The organism is Spiribacter roseus (genome assembly GCF_002813635.1).
GTDB classification, from domain to species: domain Bacteria; phylum Pseudomonadota; class Gammaproteobacteria; order Nitrococcales; family Nitrococcaceae; genus Spiribacter; species Spiribacter roseus.
Window position 1 is genome coordinate 422,222 of the sequence record NZ_CP016382.1, and the last position, 23,551, is coordinate 445,772.

Annotated in this window: 26 protein-coding genes; 22 read left to right on the forward strand and 4 right to left on the reverse strand. The window is 67.0% G+C overall.

The genetic code is table 11. The features are described 5' to 3' along the window. Positions 1-14 precede the first annotated feature (14 nt). From queA to BBH56_RS02185, 6 genes are read left to right on the forward strand one after another with little or no spacing between them, the layout of a single operon-like run. Positions 15-1,058, forward strand: coding sequence for a tRNA preQ1(34) S-adenosylmethionine ribosyltransferase-isomerase QueA (gene queA / locus BBH56_RS02160; RefSeq protein WP_148121779.1), 1,044 nt, complete (start codon positions 15-17; stop codon positions 1,056-1,058). Continuing rightward, entirely contained in the window at positions 1,055-2,164 is a 1,110-nt protein-coding gene (tgt, locus tag BBH56_RS02165; RefSeq protein ID WP_148121780.1) for a tRNA guanosine(34) transglycosylase Tgt, read from the forward strand. The genes queA and tgt overlap by 4 nt, the downstream gene beginning before the upstream one ends. Positions 2,165-2,193: 29 nt before the next feature. Beyond that, entirely contained in the window at positions 2,194-2,577 is a 384-nt protein-coding gene (gene yajC, locus BBH56_RS02170; RefSeq protein ID WP_110883126.1) for a preprotein translocase subunit YajC, read from the forward strand. A 2-nt stretch (positions 2,578-2,579) separates the two neighbouring features. Next, positions 2,580-4,442, forward strand: a complete 1,863-nt coding sequence (secD, locus tag BBH56_RS02175) for a protein translocase subunit SecD (protein ID WP_198515236.1) — start codon at positions 2,580-2,582, stop codon at positions 4,440-4,442. A 10-nt stretch (positions 4,443-4,452) separates the two neighbouring features. After that, positions 4,453-5,388: a protein translocase subunit SecF gene (gene secF, locus BBH56_RS02180; RefSeq protein ID WP_148121781.1), complete on the forward strand. Its 936-nt coding sequence runs from the start codon at positions 4,453-4,455 to the stop codon at positions 5,386-5,388. After that, positions 5,372-6,283 (forward strand): UDP-2,3-diacylglucosamine diphosphatase, encoded by a 912-nt coding sequence (locus tag BBH56_RS02185; RefSeq protein WP_318262577.1) that lies wholly within the window; start codon positions 5,372-5,374, stop codon positions 6,281-6,283. The genes secF and BBH56_RS02185 overlap by 17 nt, the downstream gene beginning before the upstream one ends. A gap of 7 nt (positions 6,284-6,290) precedes the next feature. Here BBH56_RS02185 and BBH56_RS02190 read toward each other — a convergent pair whose 3' ends face one another. Beyond that, on the reverse strand, positions 6,291-7,088 hold the full coding sequence (locus BBH56_RS02190; protein WP_144347705.1) for an inositol monophosphatase family protein: 798 nt from the start codon (positions 7,086-7,088) through the stop codon (positions 6,291-6,293). A gap of 93 nt (positions 7,089-7,181) precedes the next feature. On the opposite strand from BBH56_RS02190, the gene BBH56_RS02195 reads away from it, so the two are divergent. The 15 genes from BBH56_RS02195 to pdxH all read left to right on the forward strand — a co-directional run bounded on the left by BBH56_RS02195 (position 7,182) and on the right by pdxH (position 19,706). After that, positions 7,182-7,904, forward strand: a complete 723-nt coding sequence (locus tag BBH56_RS02195) for an RNA methyltransferase (RefSeq protein ID WP_198515237.1) — start codon at positions 7,182-7,184, stop codon at positions 7,902-7,904. A 45-nt stretch (positions 7,905-7,949) separates the two neighbouring features. Continuing rightward, on the forward strand, positions 7,950-8,732 hold the full coding sequence (cysE, locus tag BBH56_RS02200) for a serine O-acetyltransferase (RefSeq protein ID WP_148121782.1): 783 nt from the start codon (positions 7,950-7,952) through the stop codon (positions 8,730-8,732). Beyond that, a complete protein-coding gene (locus BBH56_RS02205) occupies positions 8,729-9,949 on the forward strand; it encodes a cysteine desulfurase family protein (protein WP_148121783.1) in 1,221 nt (406 codons plus the stop codon). Before cysE ends, BBH56_RS02205 begins: the two co-directional genes overlap by 4 nt. A gap of 4 nt (positions 9,950-9,953) precedes the next feature. Then, positions 9,954-10,331 carry a hypothetical protein gene (locus BBH56_RS02210; RefSeq protein ID WP_148121784.1) on the forward strand — a complete coding sequence of 126 codons (378 nt, stop codon included), beginning with the start codon at positions 9,954-9,956 and terminating at the stop codon, positions 10,329-10,331. Beyond that, positions 10,321-10,647, forward strand: a complete 327-nt coding sequence (locus BBH56_RS02215) for a HesB/IscA family protein (protein WP_110883120.1) — start codon at positions 10,321-10,323, stop codon at positions 10,645-10,647. Before BBH56_RS02210 ends, BBH56_RS02215 begins: the two co-directional genes overlap by 11 nt. Before the next feature lie 69 nt (positions 10,648-10,716). After that, entirely contained in the window at positions 10,717-11,145 is a 429-nt protein-coding gene (ndk, locus tag BBH56_RS02220; protein ID WP_110883119.1) for a nucleoside-diphosphate kinase, read from the forward strand. Further along, a complete protein-coding gene (gene rlmN, locus BBH56_RS02225; RefSeq protein WP_148121785.1) occupies positions 11,123-12,250 on the forward strand; it encodes a 23S rRNA (adenine(2503)-C(2))-methyltransferase RlmN in 1,128 nt (375 codons plus the stop codon). Before ndk ends, rlmN begins: the two co-directional genes overlap by 23 nt. Then, on the forward strand, positions 12,250-12,999 hold the full coding sequence (gene pilW, locus BBH56_RS02230) for a type IV pilus biogenesis/stability protein PilW (protein ID WP_148121786.1): 750 nt from the start codon (positions 12,250-12,252) through the stop codon (positions 12,997-12,999). Before rlmN ends, pilW begins: the two co-directional genes overlap by 1 nt. A 7-nt stretch (positions 13,000-13,006) precedes the next feature. Further along, positions 13,007-14,029, forward strand: coding sequence for a RodZ domain-containing protein (locus BBH56_RS02235; RefSeq protein ID WP_148121787.1), 1,023 nt, complete (start codon positions 13,007-13,009; stop codon positions 14,027-14,029). Then, on the forward strand, positions 14,022-15,296 hold the full coding sequence (hisS, locus tag BBH56_RS02240) for a histidine--tRNA ligase (RefSeq protein WP_148122711.1): 1,275 nt from the start codon (positions 14,022-14,024) through the stop codon (positions 15,294-15,296). The genes BBH56_RS02235 and hisS overlap by 8 nt, the downstream gene beginning before the upstream one ends. A gap of 17 nt (positions 15,297-15,313) precedes the next feature. Next, positions 15,314-15,943: a YfgM family protein gene (locus BBH56_RS02245; RefSeq protein WP_148121788.1), complete on the forward strand. Its 630-nt coding sequence runs from the start codon at positions 15,314-15,316 to the stop codon at positions 15,941-15,943. Continuing rightward, the gene (gene bamB / locus BBH56_RS02250) at positions 15,940-17,094 is read left to right on the forward strand and encodes an outer membrane protein assembly factor BamB (protein ID WP_198515238.1); all 1,155 of its coding nucleotides are present in this window, start codon (positions 15,940-15,942) and stop codon (positions 17,092-17,094) included. The genes BBH56_RS02245 and bamB overlap by 4 nt, the downstream gene beginning before the upstream one ends. Before the next feature lie 15 nt (positions 17,095-17,109). After that, the gene (adk, locus tag BBH56_RS02255) at positions 17,110-17,766 is read left to right on the forward strand and encodes an adenylate kinase (RefSeq protein ID WP_110883114.1); all 657 of its coding nucleotides are present in this window, start codon (positions 17,110-17,112) and stop codon (positions 17,764-17,766) included. Between the two features lie 39 nt (positions 17,767-17,805). Next, on the forward strand, positions 17,806-19,119 hold the full coding sequence (locus BBH56_RS02260) for an NfeD family protein (RefSeq protein ID WP_318262578.1): 1,314 nt from the start codon (positions 17,806-17,808) through the stop codon (positions 19,117-19,119). Next, on the forward strand, positions 19,116-19,706 hold the full coding sequence (pdxH, locus tag BBH56_RS02265; protein ID WP_110883113.1) for a pyridoxamine 5'-phosphate oxidase: 591 nt from the start codon (positions 19,116-19,118) through the stop codon (positions 19,704-19,706). The genes BBH56_RS02260 and pdxH overlap by 4 nt, the downstream gene beginning before the upstream one ends. Here the strand turns inward: pdxH and BBH56_RS02270 are convergent. Continuing rightward, entirely contained in the window at positions 19,703-20,938 is a 1,236-nt protein-coding gene (locus tag BBH56_RS02270; protein ID WP_110883112.1) for a hypothetical protein, read from the reverse strand. The genes pdxH and BBH56_RS02270 overlap by 4 nt on opposite strands. Before the next feature lie 140 nt (positions 20,939-21,078). Between BBH56_RS02270 and BBH56_RS02275 the strand changes: the two genes are divergently transcribed. Continuing rightward, entirely contained in the window at positions 21,079-21,390 is a 312-nt protein-coding gene (locus BBH56_RS02275) for an H-NS histone family protein (RefSeq protein WP_110883111.1), read from the forward strand. 20 nt (positions 21,391-21,410) lie between these two features. Here BBH56_RS02275 and BBH56_RS02280 read toward each other — a convergent pair whose 3' ends face one another. Beyond that, the gene (locus tag BBH56_RS02280; protein ID WP_318262579.1) at positions 21,411-22,760 is read right to left on the reverse strand and encodes a nicotinate phosphoribosyltransferase; all 1,350 of its coding nucleotides are present in this window, start codon (positions 22,758-22,760) and stop codon (positions 21,411-21,413) included. Continuing rightward, complete coding sequence (locus BBH56_RS02285) at positions 22,760-23,551, reverse strand: ABC transporter permease (RefSeq protein ID WP_148121789.1); 792 nt, start codon at positions 23,549-23,551, stop codon at positions 22,760-22,762. Before BBH56_RS02285 ends, BBH56_RS02280 begins: the two co-directional genes overlap by 1 nt.

Below are 23,551 nucleotides of genomic sequence, written 5' to 3' on the forward strand. Positions count from 1 at the left end.
TATAACAGCACTGCATGCAAGTCAGCGATTTCAATTACGAGCTACCGACGCATCTGATCGCCTCGGAGCCGCTTCCCAACCGCACCGACAGCCGCCTGTTGGTCCTCGATCCCGCCACCGGTGAGGTCACCGATCGGCAGTTCCCGGCGATCCGTGACTATCTGCAGCCGGGGGATCTGCTGGTGGTCAATGACACCCGCGTGCTGCCGGCGCGGCTCTATGGGCATAAGGCCTCGGGCGGGCAGGTCGAGATCCTCCTCGAGCGGCTGACCGGCGAGGGCGAGGCGCTGGCTCAGCTGCGTGCCAATAAAACGCCGTCGATTCCTTCGACATTGACCCTTGAGGGTGATCTGTCAGTGGAGGTGGTGGCGCGCGAGGGCGATTTCTTCCGCCTGCGCTTCGCCGGTGATGAGCCGCTGCCGGTGCTGCTCGAGCGCCACGGGCATATGCCGCTGCCGCCGTACATCAAGCGTGCCGACCGCCCGGATGATCGCCAGCGCTACCAGACCGTGTTTGCCGAACGCCCCGGTGCCGTCGCCGCACCCACGGCGGGCCTGCACTTTGATGAGCCATTGCTCGAGGCGCTGCGCTCGGATGGAATCGAGACGGCCACGCTGACATTGCATGTCGGCGCCGGGACCTTTCAGCCCATCCGCACCGACAGTCTCGAGGACCACCGCATGCATGCCGAATGGCTCTCGGTGCCCGCCAGTGTCTGCGAGGCCGTGGCGCGCACCCGAGCCCGTGGCGGGCGCGTGGTGGCGGTCGGTACCACGGTCGTGCGCGCACTCGAGTCGGCGGCCCAGACCGGCGAGCTCCAGCCCTTCGAGGGCGAGACCGAGATCTTCATCTACCCGGGCTTCCAATTTCAGGTCATTGATGGGCTGATCACCAATTTCCATCTCCCCGGCTCGACACTCGTGATGCTGGTCAGTGCGCTGGCGGGGCGCGAATCGATCCTGGCCGCCTATCGGCATGCGGTGGAGGCGGAGTATCGGTTCTTCAGTTATGGCGATGCCATGTTGATCCTGTCCGGTGCCGGTGGGGTGCGGTCATGAGCCTGCGATTGACACTGTCGGCGACCGATGGCTGGGCCCGCCGCGGCCGGCTCGAGTTTGCTCGGGGCACCATCGATACGCCCGCCTTCATGCCCGTGGGCACCTACGGGACGGTCAAGGGGATGACACCCGAGGAGGTGGCCGGCACCGGCGCTCAGATCCTGCTGGGCAACACCTTCCATCTGATGCTGCGGCCGGGGACATCGATCATTGCCGAGCACGGTGATCTGCACGATTTCATGCACTGGCCGGCTCCCATTCTCACCGATTCAGGCGGATTCCAGGTGTTCAGTCTTGCCGAAGGCCGGCGGCTGACCGAGGCCGGTGTCGAATTCCGCTCGCCAGTGGACGGATCCCGCGTATTCCTTGATGCCGAGCGGTCCATGGCCGTCCAGCGGGCCCTTGGCAGCGACATCGTCATGATCTTTGATGAGTGTACGGCCTGGCCGGCGGAATGGTCCGAGGCGAAGCGCTCCATGGAGCGCTCCCTGCGCTGGGCCGAGCGTAGCCGTGAGGCCCATGGCGACAGTGAGGCCGCGCTGTTCGGGATCGTCCAGGGCGGGATGTACGATGACTTGCGAGCCGCCTCGCTGGCAGGGCTCGAGTCCATCGGCTTTGATGGCATGGCCGTGGGCGGTCTATCGGTGGGGGAGCCGCCGGCTGAGCGTCTGCGGGTGCTCGATGCGCTGGCCCCGCAGCTGCCCACGGACAAGCCCCGTTATCTGATGGGTGTCGGTCGGCCGGAGGATCTGGTGGACTGTGTGGCGCGCGGCATCGACATGTTCGACTGCGTGCTGCCCACCCGCAATGCGCGCAACGGGTATCTGTTCACCGATACCGGGACCCTGCGACTGCGCAACGCCCGGTTCGCCCATGACACCCGGCCGATCGAGGCGGACTGTGACTGCTATACCTGCCGGCATTACAGTCGCGCCTATCTGCGCCATCTCGACCGCTGTGGTGAGATGCTCGGTGGCCGACTCAACACCATTCACAACCTGCGCTACTTCCAGCGCCTGATGCAGGCCATCCGTGAGGCCATCGAGGCGCAGGCTTTCAACGAATTCGCCCGGGCATTCCATGCCCGACGAGCGGATATGACATAATCCCGACCTTTCATTCGAGGGAGACTTCCATGGATTTCTTTATCAACGATGCCCTGGCCCAGTCCGGTGGCCAGCCCGGTGCCGGTCTGACCGGTCTGATCTTTCCCATTGCACTGATCGTGATCTTCTACTTTCTGCTCATCCGCCCGCAGCAGAAGCGCGCCAAAGAGCACAAGAAGCTCGTCCAGAACCTGTCCAAGGGCGATGAAGTCCTGACCAATGGTGGGCTCGTCGGTCGCATCAGCGACGTCGGTGATACCTATGCCAACGTGAGCCTCGCCGAAGGCGTCGAGGTGCGGCTGCAGAAAAGCGCGGTGGCCCAGGTGCTGCCCAAGGGTGCCATGAAGGCGGGCCTCGATAAGGCCGACGCGGGTGGCAAGGACGACACCGGCAAGGGCGACGCGTCGAAGTAGGCATGATGAATCGCTATCCGCTCTGGAAGTATGTGCTGGTGGTGGCCGTTATTGCGGCTGGCTGCCTCTACGCCCTGCCCAATCTCTTCGGCCAGGACCCGGCCCTGCAGATCAGCAGCGCGTCGGGGGGTGCCCCGACGGCAGACGTACGGGAGCGGATCAGCGAACAGCTGAGCGCGGATGGTATCCGGGTACAGGGGCAGGAGCTGACCGACGATCACCTGCTGCTGCGCCTTGGCAGCGCCGAGGCACAGGTGCGGGCGGCGGACGAGCTGGCACTCGCGCTGGGCGGTGACTACACCGTTGCCCTCAACCTGGCGCCGGCCACCCCCGACTGGCTTCAGGGCGTGGGCGGCCAGCCCATGTATCTGGGCCTTGATCTGCGCGGCGGCGTGCACTTTCTTATGGACGTCGACGTTGAAGCGGTGCTCGATCAGACCATGACCGGGTACCGCGACGAGTTTCGCCGTCAGCTGCGCGAGGCCGACATCCGCTACCGGGATGCCAGTGTTGAGGGCACCACGGTACGACTCGCCTTTGCCGACGAACAGGCCCGCGATGCGGCGCGCTCGACGCTGAGCCCCGACTATCTCGATCTCGGCTTTGATGCCGGGTCGAGCGACGACGACCGGCCGCTGCTGACCGCGACGCTGAGCGAGGAAAAGCAGCGTGAGGTGCGCAATGCGGCGGTCGAGCAGAACATGACCACGCTGCGCAATCGAGTCAACGAGCTGGGCGTGGCCGAGCCGGTGATCCAGCGCCAGGGCCTGAGCCGCATCGTCGTGCAGCTGCCCGGCGTTCAGGACACGGCCCGGGCCAAGGAGATCATCGGTGCCACCGCCACCCTCGAGTTTCGGATGGTGGACTCGGCGAACTTCCCCTACCGCGGTGATGAGGATGATCCGGTCCCGCCCGGCAGTGAGCGCTATCCCGAGCGTGGCGGCGGCTATGTCCTGCTCGAGCGCGAGGTCATCATCACCGGCGAGGCGATCACCGACGCCTCTTCCGGTATCGACACCCAGAACGGGCAGCCTCAGGTGAACATCCGCCTGAGCGGTAGCGGCGGCAGCGTCATGAACCGGACAACCGCCGACCGGGTCGGCGATCACATGGCGGTGCTGTTCAAGGAGACCCAGATCGAACCGCGTCGCGTCGACGGCGAAGTGGTGCGCCGGCAGATCGAGACCGAAGAGGTCATCAACATCGCGCGCATTCAGGAGCAGCTCGGCAGCCGCTTCCGCATTTCCGGGCTGGAGAGCTCGCGCGAGGCGCGCAATCTGGCCCTGCTGCTGCGCGCCGGCTCGCTGGCCGCGCCCATGCAGATCGTCGAGGAGCGAACCATCGGGCCCAGCCTTGGGCAGGAGAACATCAATCAGGGGCTCGCCGCGGTTGTAGCCGGTTTTCTGCTCGTGGTGGTCTTCATGGCCGTCTACTACAAGGTGTTCGGCATCATCGCCAACGGCGCGCTGCTGGCCAACCTGATCCTCATCGTGGCGGTGCTCTCACTGCTGCAGGCGACGCTCACCCTGCCTGGCATCGCCGGGATCGTGCTGACCGTGGGCATGGCGGTGGACGCCAACGTGCTCATCTACGAACGCATCCGCGAGGAACTGCGTGGCGGCAGCAGCACCCAGCAGGCCATTGAGGCCGGTTATGGCAAGGCCTTTTCGACCATTGCCGACGCCAATGTGACGACCTTGATCGCGGCGGTGGTGCTGTTCGCGTTCGGCAGTGGACCGGTGAAAGGGTTCGCGGTGACCCTGTCGATCGGCATCGTCAGCTCGATGTTCACGGCGATCCTTGGCACGCGCGCGGTCGTCAATCTGATTTACGGCGGGCGTCGCGGCGCGCGCCTGGCTATCTGAGGAGACGCTTGTGGATTTCTTCAAGCGCGAGCCCGACATTGCGTTCATGGCCTATCGCCGCCCGCTGGCGCTTTTGACGGCAGTGCTGATCGTGGCCGCCATCGGCTTTCTGGGCGTGCGCGGCCTCAATCTGGGGCTCGACTTCACCGGCGGCACGCTGGTGGAAGTGGGTTATCCCGAGGCCGTGGAGCTCGCCGAGGTGCGCGAGGTGCTGGCCGAGGACGGCTATGATGACGCCGTGGTCCAGACCTTCGGCACCGCCCGTGACATCCTCATCCGGCTGGCACCGGATGCGGGGCAGGGGGATGCGCTGAGCAACGCGGTCCTCGAGACCCTGCGCACCGACAATCCGGCGGCCGAGCTGCGGCGGGTCGAGTTCGTCGGCCCGCAGGTGGGCGACGAGCTGGCCGAAAAGGGCGGACTGGCCCTGCTCTACGCCCTGGGCGGGATCCTGCTGTATGTGGCGTTCCGCTTCGAATACCGCTTCGCGATCGGGGCGGTGGCCGCCGTGGTGCATGATGTGGTGGTTACCCTGGGCATCTTCGCCGCCATTGGCATGACCTTTGACCTGACCGTGCTGGCGGCGCTGCTGGCGGTGATCGGCTACTCCCTCAACGACACCATCGTGGTGTTCGACCGTATCCGCGAGAACTTCCTGCGGATCCGCAAGGGCACGGCCGAGTCCATCGCCAACCGCTCCATCAATCAGATGCTGCCGCGCACCCTGGTGACCAGTCTGACCACGCTGCTGGTGCTGTTCGCGCTGGCGCTCTTCGGCGGCGAGCTGATCCGCGGCTTTGCCGTCACGCTGATCGTCGGCGTGCTGGTGGGAACCTATTCATCCATTTATGTCGCGAGTGCGGCGGCGCTGGCGCTGGGCGTCAGTAAAGAGGATCTGGTCCCGCCGCCGAAGGAAGGCGAGGATGCCGATGACGAGCAGCCCTGAGCCCGAACCGCAGCAACGTCACGAGACGGTCACAAACCCCGGCTACGATGCGCCTCAGATGGGCAACGGGGACACGATCATGCCGGACGTCGAAATGCTCAGGCCGCTGCGCTACCGGAGCGTGTTCATCTCCGACACGCATCTCGGATTCAGCGGGGCGCAGGCCGAATTCCTGCTGGATTTTCTCCAGTCCATCGAATGCGACACCCTCTATCTGGTCGGCGATATCCTCGATATCTGGGAAATGCGCCGGCGACGCTTCAACTGGCCGGACAGCCACAACGCCGTCGTCCAGACCATCCTCGAGCGCGCCCGCCAGGGGACCCGCGTGGTCTACATCCCCGGTAACCATGACGAGATGATGCGCGACTATGCCGGGATGTCCATCGAGGGCATCAGCATCAAACTGCGCGACACCCATGAGTGTGCGGACGGCCGGCGCCTTCTCGTGCTCCACGGCGATGAATTCGACACGGTGGTGCAGTACAGCCGCCTGGTCGCGGTACTCGGCAGCCGGATGTACGCCTGGCTGATTCGGGCGAATCACTGGGTCAACCGCGTCCGCCAGGCGCTCAACCGGCCCTACTGGTCGCTGGCCGCGCATCTCAAGCAGCGCACCAAGAATGTCATGCGCTACATCGCCAGCTACGAGGAGGCGCTCCTGCACGAGGCGCGCGAGGCGGGGGTTGACGGTCTGGTCTGCGGGCACATCCACCACGCCGAGATTCTCGACCAGCAGGGGGTGCTGTACTGCAATGACGGCGACTGGGTGGAGAGCTGCACCGCGCTGGTGGAATCCCACGCCGGCGAGCTGTCACTGCTGCGCTGGAGTGAAGTGCGCGAAACCCTCAAGTCCACCGGTCAGGCACCGGCCCGGCAGCAGCACGTGGCCTGATCCGCGATCAGGCGCGGATCCCTTCGATGCGGTGCGGGGCGATGGTGCGCACCAGGTCGGCGAACAGCTTGGGGCTGCCGGCGATGATGTTGCCGGTGTCCAGATAGCCGTCGCCACCGGCAAAGTCCCCGACGATGCCGCCCGCCTCCCGGATCATCAGCGCCCCGGCCGCCATGTCCCAGGGCTTGAGGCCGATCTCCCAGAACCCGTCAAGCCGCCCGCAGGCCACATAGGCCAGATCCAGCGCGGCCGAGCCGCCGCGGCGTAGATCGCCGGCGCGGCGGAAGACGTCGCCAAACATCCCCAGATAGGCATCGTGGTAGGCGTGCAGGCGTAGCGGGAAGCCCGTCCCCAGCAAGGCGTTGTCGATGGACGGGCGTGGCTGGATGCGCATCCGCCGTCCCTCAAAGGTGCAGCCGCCACCGCGCTTCGCCGTCCACAGCTCCTGGCGGACCGGGTCGTAGATCACACCGGCTTCCAGGGCGCCGCGGTGTTTCAGGGCGATGGAGACGGCAAAATGCGGAACGCCACGCAGGTAGTTGAGGGTGCCATCGAGGGGGTCCACCACCCAGCAATAGTCGGCGTCCTCGGCCCCGCCGCGCTCTTCCCCCACAACGGCATGATCGGGATACGCCTGCTTGAGGCTGGCACGGATCTCGTCCTCGGCCATGCGATCGACGTCGCTGACGAAATCGTTTTCGCCCTTGGCCTCGACATTGATGCGGTCAAGCCGGTTGATATGGTGGACAATGATGTTGCCGGCGCTGCGTGCGGCGCGCACCGCAACGTTGATCATCGGTTGCATGAATCGGTCCTGAAATCGGGCTGGTGACGACGTGCGACGCCGTGAAACGCTGCGTAATCGACAATGATAACAGCAAACCGGGGAGTCCGTGTCTTGAACAATCCGAATACCCCAGACTGCCGCTTCGTGCTGGTGGGGACCTCGCATTCCGGCAACCTTGGCGCCACGGCGCGGGCGATGCTGACCATGGCGCTGGACCGGCTGGTGCTGGTGGATGCGCAGTGCGCGGTCGACGAGCAGGCCATCGCGATGGCCGCCCACGCGGCACCGGTGCTCACGGGGGCGGATCAGCACGCGACCCTCGCCCCGGCGGTGGCCGATACCGGGCTGTGTCTGGGGCTGACGGCACGGCCGCGGCGCGATGGCGTCCCGGCCCTCACACCACGAGAGGCGGCCGCCACCATCGCCGCCGAACCCGGACCGGTGGCGGTGCTGTTCGGGCGCGAGCGCACCGGGCTGACCAACGAAGAGCTCGCCTGCTGCCATCGGCTGGTTCATATCCCCGCCAACCCCGACTACCCGGCGCTCAATCTGGCCGCCGCGGTGCAGTTGATGGCGTATGAGATCTTTGTCGCCCGCGACGCGGTTGCCGGTGGATCGGTGCCCAGTCCCGAGCCGGCGACGCCGTACGCCACCGGCGCGCATCTGGAGGGCCTGCACGGCCAGCTCGAGGCCCTTGCCGATGCCACGGGTTATACCCGCCGCGGCCCGCGCGCCGTCATGCTCCGGCGGCTGCGCCATTTCATCAATCGCGCGCGGCCGAGCGTCGACGAAGTGGATCTGCTCCGGGGCCTGCTCAAGCGGCTGCGGCCATGACAATCCGGCTGGCTGGCGGTGACGCCACCCGAGTATACTGGCGCCATGTTTAAACGGCTTCGTGAAGACATCAACTGCGTCTTCGACCGCGACCCCGCGGCCCGCAATCACTTCGAGGTCCTGATCAGCTATCCGGGTGTCCATGCCCTGATCCTGCATCGGATGAACCACTGGCTGTGGCGACACCGCCTGGGCGGCATGGCGCGTTTTCTGGCGCTGATCGCGCGGCTTCTCACCGGGATTGAGATCCATCCCGGGGCGCGGATCGGGCGGCGCTTTTTCATCGACCACGGCCTGGGCGTCGTGATCGGCGAAACGGCCGAGGTGGGCGATGACTGCACGCTCTATCAGGGGGTGACCCTGGGCGGCACTTCGTGGCGGGCCGGCAAGCGTCATCCGACCCTGGGTAACGACGTGGTGGTGGGCGCGGGCGCCAAGGTGCTTGGGCCGCTGGATGTCGGCGAGGGCGCGCGGATCGGCTCCAACGCGGTGGTGGTCAAGGACGTGCCGGCGCAGGCGACGATGGTCGGCATCCCCGCGCGGGTCGCGCGGATCGGTAGCGAGGCACCGCCACGCTCCGAGGCGGAGCAGCGGCGTGAGGAGACCGCCCGCCGGATCGGGTTTGATGCCTACGGCGCCACCCAGGACATGCCCGATCCGGTCGCCAATGCGATCAACGCCATCCTTGATCATGTCCATCACACCGACGAGCGTCTGCAGGAGATGTGCCATGCGCTGCGGGCGCTGGGTGGCGAGGTCAACGACAGCGACATCCCCGATATCAAAGACTGTGGCATGCAGGATCGCTCGAAAAACGAGGGCTCATGACCCACGCGTATCTGGACTACGCGGCCACCACGCCGGTTGACCCGCGGGTGGCGGCCGGAATGGCGGCGCTCGAGGGGCCCGACGGGGTCTTTGCCAACCCCGCGAGCGGTCATCCCTATGGCCGCCGGGCGGCGGCGGTGGTCGAGTCCGCACAGGAAAAGGTGCTGGAAACCCTCGGCGATCGCGACTTTCAGGTCATCTGGACCAGTGGGGCGACGGAGGCGGACAACCTGGCGATCCTCGGCCTGGCGCGGGCGGTTGCCCGGCGCGGTGGCGGACGGCGCCGGATCCTGGTCACCGCCACTGAGCATTCCGCCGTTCTCGCCGCCGCCGACGCAGCCGCCCGCGAGGCGGGAATGCAGGTCGAGCGGCTGCCCGTGGCGGCGGACGGGCAATTGACACCGGCCACCCTCGAAGCGGCACTCGCCCCCGACGTGGCGCTGGTCTCGCTGGCACCGGTCAATAATGAAACCGGCGTCATCCAGCCCATCGAACGCCTGGCCCCGCTGGTCAGGGCGGTGGGTGCACGACTGCATCTGGATGCGGCCCAGGCCGTGGGTCGAGTGCCTGAGCCGGGTCCCTACCGGCATGCCGATCTGGTCTCGCTGTCGGCCCACAAGTGCTGCGGGCCCAAGGGCATCGGGGCACTCTGCGTGCGCCCCGACGTGCGCCTGGCGCCCCTGATGCACGGTGGTGGCCAGCAGTCGGGGCGGCGCTCGGGGACGCTGCCGGTGGGTCTGATCGCGGGCATGGGCGATGCCCTGGGTTACCGCGACGATGCCGCCGAACAGGCGCGTCAGCGCGCACTGCGCGGGCGCCTCGTCGATGCCCTGCGGGCCGCGGGCGGCGTCGTGATCAACGGCCGGGCCGACGGGGCGCCGGCGATTCTCAACGCCTCGTTTCCGGGGGTGCATGGCGGCGCGCTCCGGGACGCCCTCGGTGACCTGGCGGTGGGGTTCGGCTCGGCGTGCAGCGGGCGCGATGGTCCCTCGCATGTACTGCGCGCCATGGGGCGACCGGACGCGCTGGCCCATGCCTCGGTGCGCATCAGCATCGGCCGGTTCACAGAAATGGCCGACATCGACGCGGCGGGCGCCCAAGTGGTGGCCGCTGTGGCGGCGCTGCGCGGGATATCGCCCCTCTGGCGCGAGATCGAGGAAGGCCGTCGGACGGTGGATTCTGCCTACGGCGTCACAACCGCGCTGGAAATGGCTTGAATCCATGCCGGCGGATCGGGGATGGTGGGATTATCGGCATCTGGGTGCACCGGCTGTGCGCCTTGGCTGGCAGCACGGCAGCGCGGGCCGGATCGACGAGGGCTGCCGGGTGGACTGCTGGCTCTGTGGTGATGCGACGGTCATCCGCGGGGCCCGGTTCGAGGTGTTCGGCGAGGTCGAGATCATTCGCGCGGCGGCCTGGGTCGCCGCTTGGCTCGAGGGCCGGACACCGGCGGTGGCGCGGACGGTGACCGGGCGCTGGCTGGCGGAGGCCGCCGGCCTGCCGGATGAAGCGCGCGCCGGGGCGCTGTGTATTGAAGACGCCATGCGGTCGGCATTGACCGGGTGGCCGCAGGAAAATGGAGCGAGCGATGAGCATTGAACTGACCGAACGGGCGGCGGACCACATCCGCGATTCGCTGGTTCGCCACCAGAAGGGCATGGGACTGCGGCTGGGTGTACGCACTTCGGGCTGCTCGGGTTTCATGTACACCGTGGATTACGCCGAGGCGCCGGGCGACAACGATCTGGTGGTCGAGCAGCACGGCGTTGCGGTGGTCATTGATCGGAAGAGCCTCCCGTTCCTGGAGGGCATGGAGGTCGACTTCGTGCGCGAAGGCCTCAATGAGCGGTTCAGCTTTCGCAACCCCAATGTCTCGGCTGCCTGCGGCTGTGGCGAGAGCTTTGCCGTCGAGTGATTGTCGCTGGGCGAGCCGCTGGGTAGACTGACCGGCTTGTCTTGATCAACACACACAGGAGCTCATTGCATGGCCGTTGAACGCACCCTTTCCATCGTCAAGCCCGACGCCGTCGCCCAGAACAACATCGGCGAGATCTATCGCCGCTTCGAGATGGCCGGCCTGCAGATCATCGCCGCGCGCATGACCCACCTTTCCAAGGCGCAGGCCGAGTCGTTCTACGCCGTGCATCGCGATCGCCCGTTCTTCACCGCGCTGGTCAATTTCATGATGTCGGGGCCGGTGATGGTCCAGGTGCTCGAGGGCCATGATGCCATCCGCAAGAACCGCGAAGTGATGGGCGCCACCAACCCGGCCGAGGCCGCTGCCGGCACGATCCGTCACGACCTGGCGGAAACGGTTGATGCGAACGCCGCCCATGGTTCGGATTCGCCCGAGACGGCGCGCGAAGAGATCGCCTTTTTCTTTGGTGAAGATGACCTCCACAGCCGCGGCTGACGGTCAGCCCCGCACCGAGTCCGGACGGCTCAACCTGCTCGGCCTGGATGCGGCCGGGCTGGACGGGTTGCTGCGTGAGCTCGATGAAAAGCCATTCCGCGGCAAGCAGCTGCGGCAATGGCTGCACCAGCGCCGGGTGTTCGACTTTGACGCAATGACGGACCTGGCCAAGGGGTTTCGGCGCAAACTCGTCGACGTGGCTGAGCTGCAGGTCCCGCGCGCCATTTTCGACCGCGAGTCCGAGGACGGCACGCGCAAGTGGCTGCTGGCCCTGGAAAGCGGGCAGGCGGTGGAAACGGTCTATATCCCCGAGCGCGGGCGCGGCACGCTGTGCGTTTCATCGCAGGTGGGCTGTGCGCTTGACTGCGGGTTCTGCTCCACCGGCAAGCAGGGCTTCAACCGCAACCTGTCCGCCGCGGAAATCATCGGCCAGCTGCATTATGCCACCCAGGCCCTTGAGGACGAGGGGCGCGGGCGCCGGGTCACCAATGTGGTGATGATGGGCATGGGCGAGCCGCTCGCCAACTTCCGCAACGTCATCGCCGCCACCAACCTGATGGTCGACCCCTACGCCTGGGGGTTGTCGCGGCGCCGCGTCACGCTGTCCACCGTGGGGCTGGTGCCAGCGCTCTACCGGCTGGCGGATGTCAGCAACATCAGCCTGGCGGTCTCGCTGCATGCGCCCAACGACGCGCTGCGCGACGAGATCGTGCCGATCAACCGCAAGTATCCGCTGCGCGAGCTGCTGCCCGCCTGTGAGCACTATCTGGGCAACACCCCGCATCACTGCATCTACTGGGAATACGTCATGCTCGACGGCGTCAACGACAGCGACGCCCAGGCACGGGAGCTGGCCCAGCTGCTCCGGCACATCCCCTCCAAGATCAACCTGATCCCGTTCAACCCCTTTCCCGGTACGCGTTACGAGGCCTCGCCGCGGTCGCGGATCCAGCGTTTCTCGGAGATTCTCCAGAACGCGGGCTTCATCACCACCACCCGGCGCACCCGGGGGCAGGACATTGACGGGGCCTGCGGGCAGCTGGTGGGGCAGGTGATCAACCGCCGCAACCAGGGCAAGCGCGGATCCCCCTCGGCCAACGCCTGATGCGTAGCCTGGTGTCGGTCCTGCTGCTGCTGGGGATCGTCGGGTGCACGATCCAGCAGACCGGGCCGGCCAGCCGTGAGCAGGCATCCATGGCCGCCCGCGCCAACACTGAAATCGCCAGTTATCATCTGCGCAACGGGGCGCTTGAGACCGCGCTGGCCAAGGTCAGTCAGGCCCTGGCCCAGGACGATGATCGAGTGGATGCCCATCTGGTGGCCGCCGAGATCCGCGACCGGCTGGCGGAGCCCGTCCGGGCCGAGCGCCACTATCGCCGCGCGCTGTCGCTCAGTGGCCGCAGCGGGGCGGCGCTGAATAATTACGCGGGTTTCCTGTGCCGTGCCGGGCAGACGGTCGCCGCCGTCGAGCACTGGCGTCAGGCCGCCGCGCTGCGCCGCTACGACGGTCGCGCCATGGCACTCAGCAATGCCGCGCAATGCCTCGTTCAGGCCAACGCCTCCGGCCCGGTGCCGCGCGCGGACCGCTATTGGCGCCGCGCCCTGCGGATCGAGCCGGATTATGCGCCAGCCCTGCGCGGTCTGGCCGAGTGGAGCCTGGCGCGGGGCGAGCTGAATGCCGCAGGCGCCTGGTATTCACGCTACACTGCGTCCGTCGAGGAGAATCCTGCGGGGCTCTGGCTGGGGATCAGGATTGCCGGAGCCGGTGATGAGGCGGCGCGTCAGCGGGCGCTGACGGCGAGGCTCAGGGAACGGTTTCCCGCGTCCGAGCAGGCCGCACGACTGACGGAGTAACGGGTTGATGACGCAAAACGACGAATCGGGTGAGACAACCCGAACCGAGCGGCCCCGGTCCGGTCCGGGCCGCACACTGCGCGATGAGCGCCTGCGCCAGGACAAGGACACCGCAATGGTGGCCGACGCGCTGCACCTCAATCGGCGCACCATCGAGGCCCTCGAGGCGGATGATCTCGACAGACTGCCGCCGCTGGCCTATGTGCGCGGCTATGTGCGCAGTTACTCGCAGCTGCTCGATCTGGACCCTGAGCCGCTGATCCGGCAGCTGGCGGAGGCCGGTGGCACCGGTGAGCCGCAGACGCTGAACCCGCATGTCGGCGAAGAGACGCGCAAGCGTCGGGCGCGACCGGTGACGGGCCGTGGTACCGGGTTTGTGGGTGTCGCGCTGGGTCTGGCGGTGATTATCGGTGCCCTGGTCGCCGGCGGCTGGTGGCTGTCGCGCTCGGACTTGAGTCTGCCTTTTCTGGCCACGCTGACGGCGGAGGATGAACCGGCCGGCGAGACGCGTGTCGCGGATGCGGATGAGTCATCCGTCACGCCAACGGAGCCGGAACCCGAGCCGGAACCGGCGCCGGAACCAGAACCGGAACCAGCACCTGAGCCGACGCCCGCGCCGACACCGGAGCCCGAGACCGAGCCCGAGCCCGGGGCGCAGCCCGCTGACCCCGATACCGCCGCCCCGACGCCCGAGCTCGACCGCGAGGCGATCGCCGATGCAGTCATCGGCGGCGCCGACGACGGCGAGGAAACCGCGGCGGACGATGAATCCGTAGACACCGATTCAGCGGCGCTGGTGCTGCGCTTCAGCGGCGAGTCGTGGATGGAGGTGACCGATGCAGGCGGTGAGCGGCTTCTGTTCGGGATCGCCGAGTCCGGCGAGGAGCGGCTCGACGGCGAGGCGCCGTACGACATCGTCGTGGGTGATACCAGTAATGTCGAGATTGAATACGAGGGCGAGCCGGTGAATCTGGCCGACTATGCGCGGGGGAGCGTGGCCCGCCTGACCCTGGGGGACAATGGTGAGTAAGGCCATCCAGAACGTCCGTGGTTTTGGTGATGTGCTGCCGGCGGAAGGGCCGGCCTGGCAGTTTGTTGAGGCGACGTTCCGCCGCGAGCTCGAGCGCTATGGCTACGCCGGGATCCGCCTGCCCATCGTCGAGAAGACCGAGCTTTTCTCGCGCACCATCGGTGAGGTGACGGACATCGTCGAGAAAGAGATGTACACCTTCACCGACCGCAATGGCGATAGTCTGACCCTGCGGCCCGAGGGCACCGCCGGCTGCGTCCGCGCCGCGCTGCAGCGTGGGCTGCTTCACAATGCCCAGCCGCGGCTCTGGTACAGCGGGCCGATGTTCCGCCACGAGCGCCCGCAGAAAGGGCGCTATCGACAGTTCCATCAGGTGGGCGCCGAGGCCTTCGGCGTCTCCGGGCCGGACATCGATGCCGAGCTGATCCTGCTCTCGGGGCGCATCCTGCGCGCATTGGGCATCAGTGATCTTCGTCTCGAGCTCAACAGTCTGGGCTCATCCGCCGACCGTGGCCGCTACCGGGCGGCGCTGATCGAACACTTCGAGGCGCATGCCGAGGCCCTCGATGACGATGCGCGCCGGCGGCTTTACAGCAATCCGCTGCGGGTGCTCGACAGCAAGAACCCGGCCATGGCCCCGGTCATTGCCGCGGCGCCGGTACTCTCTGATTACCTGGACGACGAGTCACGGGCGCATTTCGATTCCCTGTGCCGCATGCTCGATCAGGCCGGACAGCCCTATCAGATCAACCCGCGGCTGGTGCGTGGGCTCGATTACTACGGTGGGACCGTGTTCGAGTGGATCAGTGCCGATCTCGGCGCCCAGGGTACGGTGCTGGCCGGCGGACGCTACGACGTGCTGGTGGAGATGATCGGTGGCCGGCCGACGCCCGCCATCGGTTTCGCGGCCGGTCTCGAGCGGCTGGTCTCGCTGGTGGAGGCGGCCGGTACGGCGCCGCCCGCGCCGACCCCGCATGCCGCGCTGGTGGTGGGCGACCCCGAGCTGCAGGGCGACACCCTGGCGCTGGCCGAGCGCCTGCGTGACGCGCTCCCGTGGCTGCATCTGCAGATGCAGCCGGGCGGGGGTTCCATGAAAAGCCAGCTGCGCCGTGCCGATCGCAGCGGCGCAGCGGTGGCGCTGATCCGCGGCGCCGAGGAGGCGGCCGCCGACACCCTCACCGTGAAGTATCTGCGCGATGACCTCGACCAGATCACGGTGGCCATCGGGCAGCTCCCGGAGATACTCTCCGCGCTGCAGACTCAGTGAAAGGACATTAAAAAGCCGTGGCATACGACGACGAAGAACAACTCGAGGCAATCCGCGACTGGTGGCACCGCTATGGACGCCTGGTGATCATTGCCGCCATCGCCGTACTGGCGGCCGTACTGGGCTGGCAGCAGTGGACGGCCTGGCAGGAACGTCAGGCGGCGAATGCCTCGGCGGACTATGCCGCCATCCTGCAGGCACTCAACAGCGATGATCGCGAGGCGGCGGGCAATCGCCTGCGCACACTGCGTGAAGCGCACGCCGACAGCCCCTATGTGGCGATGGCCACCTTTGCGGTGGCGACCGCGGCGATGGACGCCGGCAATCCCGGTCGCGCGGCCGATGCCCTGGGTTGGGTGACCGACCAGCAGGCCGACAGCCCGCTGGCGGCGGTGGCGCGCCTGCGTCAGGCCGAGGCGCTGCGGGTCGAAGGTGACCGGAGCGCCGCGCTGGGGGTGCTCGAGCCGCTACCCGATGGCCCGCTGCGCGGCCGGTTCCTCGAACTGCAGGGTGACCTCGAGGTGGCGCAGGGCAACACCGATGCCGCCATCGAGGCCTATCAGCAGGCACTGCAGGCGATCGCCGGGCAGCGCCGCTCGCTGGTGGAGATCAAGCTCTTTGATCTGGGTGGAGCCCCCGCATCATGAAGGCCGGCAACCTCAGGATCCTGTTCGCGCTGATGGTCGCCGGCATGCTGGCTGGCTGCGGCGGGCCGTCACTGATCAAGGCGGAGGATCCGCCGGCGCTCGAGACGCCGCCGGGCGAGCCCGCCGTTACCGAACACTGGTCGGCCTCACTGGGCGCTGCCACGCCGCCGGGTTACCGGCTTGGGCCGGCGCTGATGGATGAACGGGTCTTTGCCGCGGGCGCCGACGGCACGGTGGCGGCCTACGACGCGGCGAGTGGCGAACGGCGCTGGCGGCAGGACCTGGACGTCGCCATCACCGGCGCCGTCGGCGTGGGCGAGACCGGTGTCGCGTTGGGCACGGCCAATGCCGAGGTGGTCCTGCTGGATCCCGACAGTGGCGCTGTCAAGTGGCGTCAGCGGGTCAGCAGCGAAGTGCTCGCGCCCCCGGCGGTGGGGCAGGGCAGTGTGGTCGTTCGCACCGGCGATGGAGGGGTGTTCGCGCTTGAGGCCGATACGGGTGAGCAGCGATGGCTCTATCGCAGCGGCGTCCCGGCGCTCAGTCTGCGCGGTCACGGCTCGCCGGTACTGGTGAATGGCGGCGTTGTGGTCGGTTTCGATAACGGCCGCCTCGCAGCGCTGGAGCTGGGCAACGGCGACGTCGCCTGGGAGGCCAGTGTCGCGGTGCCGGAGGGGCGCAGCGATCTCGAGCGCATGGTCGATCTGGACGCCGATCCGGCGGTGGCCGGCGGTGACGTGTTCGCGGGCGCTTACCAGGGGCGTGTGGCCGGGATCGCGCTCGCCAACGGACAGATTGCCTGGACCCGGGAGGTCTCGGTGCTCGGTGGCATCAGTGTTGATGACAGCAACGTCTACGTGACCGACGAGCGCGGTCGGCTGTGGGCATTCGACCGCCGCAATGGCGCTTCGGTGTGGCGTCTTGACGCCCTCGAGGGGCTCTCCCTCACCGCGCCGCGTCGGTATCGGGATGGCCTGATCGTGGCCGGCAGTGACGGTTACCTGAACTGGATCGGGCTCCGGGATGGCGCCCTTGAAGCACGTTATGCCTTCGATAATTCGCGGCTTTCCGTGGCGCCCCGGGTGGATGGCGAGCGGATTGTCGTGCTGGATCGCCGGGGTCAGCTCCGCTCGATCAGCGTCAATCAACAATAAGGCGAGGAGAGCACCATGAGGATGATTCTGCTCGGCCCCCCCGGGGCCGGTAAGGGCACGCAGGCGGCGGGGCTGTGCGAAGCCTACGGGATTCCGCAGATTTCCACCGGCGATATGCTGCGGGCCGCCGTCAAGGCGGGCACCGAGCTGGGTGTACAGGCCAAGGCGGTCATGGATGCCGGCGAGCTGGTTTCCGACGACATCATCATCGGGCTGGTCCGCGAGCGGATCGCCGAGCCGGACTGTGCCAACGGGTTTCTGTTTGACGGCTTTCCCCGCACCATTGCCCAGGCCGATGCCCTGAGCGATGCCGGTATCGCCATCGATGCCGTGGTCGAAATCCGGGTCGATGACGAGTCCATCGTCTCGCGCATGGTCGGCCGTCGGTGTCATCCCGGATCAGGCCGCGTCTATCACGTCGACAATGCGCCCCCGGCCACGGCGGGCCAGGATGATGTGACCGGTGAACCGCTGGTGCAGCGCGAGGATGATCAGCCCGCGACCGTGCGTCAGCGCCTGGCGGTCTATCACGAGCAGACCCGCCCGCTGGTGGACTACTACCAGTCCTGGGCGCAATCCGGCGATGCGGCCGCGCCGCGCTACGTCTGCGTTGAGGGCGAGGGCGACATCGATGCCGTGCGCCAGCGGATCATCGACGCCCTCGCGGACTGAGCCGGGAACCGGTGCGCGCATCATGCGTTCTGACCATGCATGATGCGTGCGCTGCTCCTTGCCCTGCTATTGACCCTCGCCAATTCGGCGGCGGGGGAGTCCGTCCACCGTCTCAGCATTGAGGGCAGCATCGGACCCGCCACGGCGCAGTATGTGGCCGATGGCATCGAGGACGCCCGCGACGATTCCGCCGTCGCCGTACTGCTGAGCATCGACACTCCGGGCGGCCTTGACTCCGCGATGCGCGACATTGTCCAGGCCATTCTCGACTCGCCGGTCCCGGTCCTCGGCTATGTCGCCCCCTCGGGGGCCCGCGCCGCGAGTGCCGGCACGTATATCCTCTATGCAACGCATTGGGCGGCCATGGCCCCGGGCACCAACCTTGGCGCCGCGACCCCCGTGCAGGTGGGCCCCGGCGGTGGATCCGGGGACAGTGCGGAAGACGATGCCTCAATCATGGAGCGCAAACGCATCAACGATGCGGTGGCGTACATCCGCTCGCTGGCGGAGCTGCGGGGGCGCAACGCCGACTGGGCGGAGCGGGCGGTGCGCGAATCCGTCAGCCTGTCGGCACGCCGCGCATTGGCGGACAACGTCATCAACCAGGTCGCCGCCGAGCCACGCGCCGTCCTGGCCGCCGTGGATGGGCGGCGCTTGATGGACAGCGCCGACGCCGCGCCCCTGGAGGTCGCCGAGCGCCGCATCGAGGAACGCCCGCCGGAGTGGTCGGATGAGTTCCTCGCCGTGATCACGCACCCTAATGTGGCCTACATCCTGTTGCTGGTCGGGCTCTACGGGCTGATCTTCGAACTCGCCAACCCAGGGGCCATTGTGCCCGGGGTGATTGGCGGGACCTCGCTGCTGCTGGGGCTGTTCGCGATTCAGCTGCTGCCGGTGAACTACGCCGGTCTCGCCCTGATCGTGCTGGGCGTCGCCTTCATGGTGGGCGAGGCGCTTGTGCCGTCGTTCGGCGCCCTGGGTGTGGGTGGTGTGCTGGCCTTCGGGCTGGGGTCGGTGCTGTTGTTCGACATGCAGGGCCCCGGCTATGAGCTCTCGCTGCTGCTGGTCGCCGGTGTCACCGCCGCCAGTCTGGTCATCTTCATGGGCACCGGCTGGCTGGCGCTGCGGGCGTTCCGGCGGCGTGGCGTGGCGGGTCGGGCGCATATGCAGGGCCTGACGGGCACGGTGACCGCCACTCAGCCGCAGCTGCGGGTCTGGGTTGAGGGTGAGCGCTGGCGGGCCGTCTGCGACCAACCGCTCGCAGTCGGTGATAGGGTCCGCGTGAAAGCGGTGAACGGGCTTACCGTCACGGTCGAGCCCACGGAACAGATACCCGGGAGGGGGACGCAATGACACTCTACGAGACCGCCATCGAGCGCTTCGGCGAATGGCTGGAAACCGCCCGTGAGGCCGAGGGCGTGATCGAGCCCACGGCGATGACGCTGGCGACGGCCCGCGCCGATGGCCAGCCCGGTGTGCGCACGGTGCTGCTCAAGCATTTCGATGGCGATGGGTTCGTGTTCTACACCAACACCCTCAGCAAAAAGGGCACTCAGCTGGCGGAGAACCCGCAGGTGGCGCTGAATTTCTTCTGGGCGCCCCTCGCGCGGCAGGTCATCGTCGAGGGCCGTGTGGAGTTTGTGAGCGATGCTGAGGCCGATGCCTATTTCGCCAGCCGTCCGCGGCTGAGCCAGCTGGGGGCCTGGGCGTCGCATCAGTCACAGGTGCTCACCGACCGTGATGAGTTCGAGGCCCGCCTCGCGGAGGTCGAGGCGCGGTTTGCCGACGCGCCGGTGACGCGCCCCCCGCACTGGACCGGCTACCGCGTCCGTCCCGCCATGCTCGAGTTCTGGCAGGGCCGCGACGGCCGGCTCCATGACCGCGAGCGCTACACTCGCGGTGACGACGGGGAGTGGACCTGGACCCTGCTCAACCCCTAGGCATTGCCCCGGGTCTCGAGCCACGGCTGGAGCGCGGCTGGATGCCCGGCGGCGACGATATGCCCGGGCCGCTCCAGCCGCCATTGGGCTCCCAGCGCCTCGGCACGGGCCTGCCAGTGACCGATCACCGCCTGCATCCCCGCGGGCATGACCGGGTAGTCATGGACCAGGCTGAGCAGCTCGCCGTCGGCCGCCTGGACCAGCGCGGTATAGGCGATGGGCCCCAGCTGTGGGTCGGCCTGCTCGGTGAGGGTCACGATCGCCGCCCGTTCCGCCGTCGGGTCCTCGGTGATGATCTCGCGATACCAGGGTTGCTGTGGGTCGATGACATGCGCCTGGGCCACCGACAGGGCGACCTCGGGGTCCGCCGAGGCCACCCCTTTGCTGGGGGCCACGGCATGCACGGCGATTCCGTGGCTTTCAAGGCCGGATAGATACTGGCGTTGCTGGCGCACCCAATCACCGTAGCCGCGGATCGCCTCCTCAGCGCTCGCTTCGTGATGCGCCGCCCAGGCATCAAGGCTCTGCCACGGTGTCCAGACATCGCCGCCCGTACCCAGAAAGCGATTGCCACTTTCCAATTGGCAGTCCTCGATGCTGTCCGGGCGATACAGGGCGGCCTCGATCAATCGCCATAGATCACCGAATTGAGCATGCTCGAGCTGCACTTTCATGAGCGCCGAAAGATCGTGAAAGGTGGCATAACTCAGATTGACGGGGTCAACGCCCATCAGCTGACGAACGGCCCGATCCGTGGCCAGTCCCGCGCGGCCTTTTTCCAGTAGCACGTTTTCGAGTTTACGGCGTAACGGATCGAGCTGTTCACCCGGTGCAACCAGGGCAAAGGGAATCGCCAGCAACGGCCCCGAGCCCGGGCGGCGTAGCGGTGCGATCGCCGATTCGGGAAAACGTCCGGCATTGCTCCCCAGAGCCAGCAATTGCGGAATGAATGGCCCGCCGCGCAGGCTGCCGCGATAGACGTCGAGGAGCGCCTCGACCATGGGGAGGCCCGGGCGCAGCAGCTCGGTGAGGTCGTAGAGCGCGGCCGGCATGACAAAACCCGACTCGGCAATATCTTCGCCGACAATGCGCCGCAGATCATCGGCGATCGGGGCGGCCAGCACTTCGGCGTTATCGCGGCTCAGCGCTTCGGGCGGACGCCGGCGCATGATCTGTTCGGGATCGAGTTCAACGGTGAGAACAGCGGGGGTCGCGGAAAGGGCGGACGGCATTCCTGCCTCTCTTTAATGTGAAAACTGCAAGTCTATCATTCGCTGGGCAGAATCGATGCATTGACGGGGCTGTTTTCAAATCCGCAATGGATTATATTGTGCGGTGCTATCAACATCCAACCAATCCAGATGGGGAATACATGGATCTTTCAAACTACACCACCGAGCAGTTGAACCAGCTGAAAAAGGATATCGACGTCGAAATCCAGAGCCGGCGCAAGGAAGACGCGAAAAAGGCCCAGCAGGAAATGAAGCAGGTCGCCGAGCGCTACGGCTTTACGCTTAATGATCTGGTCAGTGGCCAGCCGGCCAAGACCCGTGCCAAGGGCAAGGTGCGGTTCCAGCATCCGTCCGACGCCGGCAAGACCTGGTCGGGTCGCGGCCGCAAGCCGGTCTGGATCAAGGAGTGGGAGGCCGAAGGCCGCTCGCTCGACGAACTGCGCGTCGACTGATCGGCGAGCGCCCTCGAGCCCTAGCGCTCGGGGGCGGTCTGCGTGAGCAGCTGCTCAAGCTCCGCTGACAGCGTCACGGGATACTCAGCGGGCTCGCGCAGCGCCCGGACGCCCTCAGGCAGGGCATGGAGCTGGGTCTGACAGCGTTCGCGGGCATCGGCCAGCGAGCCATCGCCGGCCGGCAGCCGCCGGCCGTCTTCCATCACCGTCTCGAGCAGGCCCTTGCCGGCGTCGGTGCTTTCCATCAGACCGAGGGTATCGCCCTGCATCATGCCGGCGCCGTCATAGTGCCGGTGGATCTGTTTGCGCCCGGGTAGATCGGTCTTGCCCGAGGAGTGCTTGCTGCGCGGCTTGCCCCGAAAGTAGTGGAGCTTGTACGCCGAATCCAGGAAGGGCTGATCGGCCGAGGTGTTGACGTTGGAGCCCACGCCCACCCCGTCAATCGGCGCGCCGTCCGCGAGCAGGGTTTCGAGGCGGTATTCGTCGAGCCCGCCGCTCACCAGAATCCGGGTGTCCTGCAGGCCGCCTTCATCGAGGATCTCCCGGGTCATGCGGGCGTTGGCGGCAAGGTCACCACTGTCGATGCGCACGCCCTTGACCGGGATCGAGTCCTGCGCCAGGCGGTGGGCCACTTCCACCACCCGCTCGGCGCCGCGGCGGACATCGTGGGTGTCGATCAGCAGGACGACGTTGTCCGGGTGATTGCGCGCAAAGCGCTCGAACGCCTCGACCTCGCTGTCGTGGGCAAGGACGAAGGCGTGCGCCATGGTGCCGGTGGGCGGGATGCCGTAGCGCGCACTGCCGAGGCAGGTGGCCGTTGCCTCGAATCCCGCCATATAGCAGGCCCGCGACGCCCAGGTACCGGCCTCGCCGCCATGGGCGCGACGCATGCCGAAGTCGATCACCGGCGTGTCCCCCGCCACCAGCCGACAGCGCGCCGCCTTGGAGGCGATCAGTGTCTGGTAGTGGAGGATATTCATCAGCCGCGACTCGATCAGCTGCGCCTCCGGCAGGGGGGCGACGATCTGCAGCAGCGGCTCTTCGGCAAAGAACACGGTCCCCTCGGGCAGGGCGTTGACCCGGCCGCTGAACCGGAACCCCGCCATGGTCTCGATGAAGGCGTCGGAGAAAAGCCCCGAGCTGCGCATCCATTCGAGCTCCGCGTCGCCGAAGGCCAGGGTCTCGAGCCACTCCAGTCCCTGGTCAAGCCCGGCCGCCACGAAAAAGCCGCGGTGGCTTGACCGCCGCATGAACAGCTCGAACACCGCTTCCTCGGTCATTCCATGCGCATAGTAGGTCTGCAGCATGGTCAGTTCGTAGAGATCGGTGAGAAGCGGCGTGCGCTCCAGATCCAGGGTCGGGCCCGCCATCAGGTGCGCAGGCCCGTGCCGCGGTTGAGCAGCCAGAGGCTGAGTGCCGTCCCCGCGGTGATGAATCCGAGGATGAGGGCGTAGGCGATCACGATGGGTACGTCGGAGCTGCCCAGGACGCCGTAGCGGAACGCATTGACCATGAAGAAGATCGGGTTGATCAGGGATACATGCTGCCAGAAATCCGGCAGCAGCGAGATCGAATAGAACACGCCGCCCAGGTAGGTCAGCGGCGTGAGGACGAACGTGGGCACGATCGAGATATCGTCGAATTTCTTCGCGAAGACGCCATTGATGAACCCGCCCAGCGAGAAAAGCACGGCGGTGAGGAAAACCACCGAGATCGTCACCGGGAGGTTATGGATATTCAGATCGGCAAAGAAGCTGGCGATGATCGTGACGATCAGCCCCGTGCATAACCCACGTCCGACGCCGCCGGCGACATAGCCGGCCAGGATGACGTAATTGGGGGTGGGCGAGACCAGCAGCTCTTCGATATGCCGCTGGAACTTGGCGCCGAAAAACGATGTGGCCACATTGCTGTAGGAGTTGGTGATCACCGCCATCATGATGATCCCGGGGGCGATGAACTCCATGAAGCTGTACCCCTCCATGGGGCCGACCCGCGAGCCGATCAGGCCGCCAAAAATCACGAAATACAGCGTCATGGTGATGGCCGGCGGCACCAGGGTCTGCACCCAGATCCGCATGTAGCGTTGGGTTTCCTTGCCGGCCAGGGTCTGCAGCGCCGTCAGTGTCTGGCGGGGATACGCGGGATAGAATCCGGCCAT

What these genes read in the sequence shown, in the direction of transcription:
- queA (WP_148121779.1), top strand. Translation starts at nt 15, where the DNA reads ATGCAAGTCAGCGATTTCAATTACGAGCTACCGACGCATCTGATCGCC.
- tgt (WP_148121780.1), top strand. Translation starts at nt 1,055, where the DNA reads ATGAGCCTGCGATTGACACTGTCGGCGACCGATGGCTGGGCCCGCCGC.
- yajC (WP_110883126.1), top strand. Translation starts at nt 2,194, where the DNA reads ATGGATTTCTTTATCAACGATGCCCTGGCCCAGTCCGGTGGCCAGCCC.
- secD (WP_198515236.1), top strand. Translation starts at nt 2,580, where the DNA reads ATGATGAATCGCTATCCGCTCTGGAAGTATGTGCTGGTGGTGGCCGTT.
- BBH56_RS02185 (WP_318262577.1), top strand. Translation starts at nt 5,372, where the DNA reads ATGACGAGCAGCCCTGAGCCCGAACCGCAGCAACGTCACGAGACGGTC.
- BBH56_RS02190 (WP_144347705.1), bottom strand. Translation starts at nt 7,088, where the DNA reads ATGCAACCGATGATCAACGTTGCGGTGCGCGCCGCACGCAGCGCCGGC.
- cysE (WP_148121782.1), top strand. Translation starts at nt 7,950, where the DNA reads ATGTTTAAACGGCTTCGTGAAGACATCAACTGCGTCTTCGACCGCGAC.
- BBH56_RS02205 (WP_148121783.1), top strand. Translation starts at nt 8,729, where the DNA reads ATGACCCACGCGTATCTGGACTACGCGGCCACCACGCCGGTTGACCCG.
- BBH56_RS02210 (WP_148121784.1), top strand. Translation starts at nt 9,954, where the DNA reads ATGCCGGCGGATCGGGGATGGTGGGATTATCGGCATCTGGGTGCACCG.
- BBH56_RS02215 (WP_110883120.1), top strand. Translation starts at nt 10,321, where the DNA reads ATGAGCATTGAACTGACCGAACGGGCGGCGGACCACATCCGCGATTCG.
- ndk (WP_110883119.1), top strand. Translation starts at nt 10,717, where the DNA reads ATGGCCGTTGAACGCACCCTTTCCATCGTCAAGCCCGACGCCGTCGCC.
- rlmN (WP_148121785.1), top strand. Translation starts at nt 11,123, where the DNA reads ATGACCTCCACAGCCGCGGCTGACGGTCAGCCCCGCACCGAGTCCGGA.
- pilW (WP_148121786.1), top strand. Translation starts at nt 12,250, where the DNA reads ATGCGTAGCCTGGTGTCGGTCCTGCTGCTGCTGGGGATCGTCGGGTGC.
- BBH56_RS02235 (WP_148121787.1), top strand. Translation starts at nt 13,007, where the DNA reads ATGACGCAAAACGACGAATCGGGTGAGACAACCCGAACCGAGCGGCCC.
- bamB (WP_198515238.1), top strand. Translation starts at nt 15,940, where the DNA reads ATGAAGGCCGGCAACCTCAGGATCCTGTTCGCGCTGATGGTCGCCGGC.
- adk (WP_110883114.1), top strand. Translation starts at nt 17,110, where the DNA reads ATGAGGATGATTCTGCTCGGCCCCCCCGGGGCCGGTAAGGGCACGCAG.
- BBH56_RS02260 (WP_318262578.1), top strand. Translation starts at nt 17,806, where the DNA reads ATGATGCGTGCGCTGCTCCTTGCCCTGCTATTGACCCTCGCCAATTCG.
- pdxH (WP_110883113.1), top strand. Translation starts at nt 19,116, where the DNA reads ATGACACTCTACGAGACCGCCATCGAGCGCTTCGGCGAATGGCTGGAA.
- BBH56_RS02270 (WP_110883112.1), bottom strand. Translation starts at nt 20,938, where the DNA reads ATGCCGTCCGCCCTTTCCGCGACCCCCGCTGTTCTCACCGTTGAACTC.
- BBH56_RS02275 (WP_110883111.1), top strand. Translation starts at nt 21,079, where the DNA reads ATGGATCTTTCAAACTACACCACCGAGCAGTTGAACCAGCTGAAAAAG.
- BBH56_RS02280 (WP_318262579.1), bottom strand. Translation starts at nt 22,760, where the DNA reads ATGGCGGGCCCGACCCTGGATCTGGAGCGCACGCCGCTTCTCACCGAT.
- BBH56_RS02285 (WP_148121789.1), bottom strand. Translation starts at nt 23,551, where the DNA reads ATGGCCGGATTCTATCCCGCGTATCCCCGCCAGACACTGACGGCGCTG.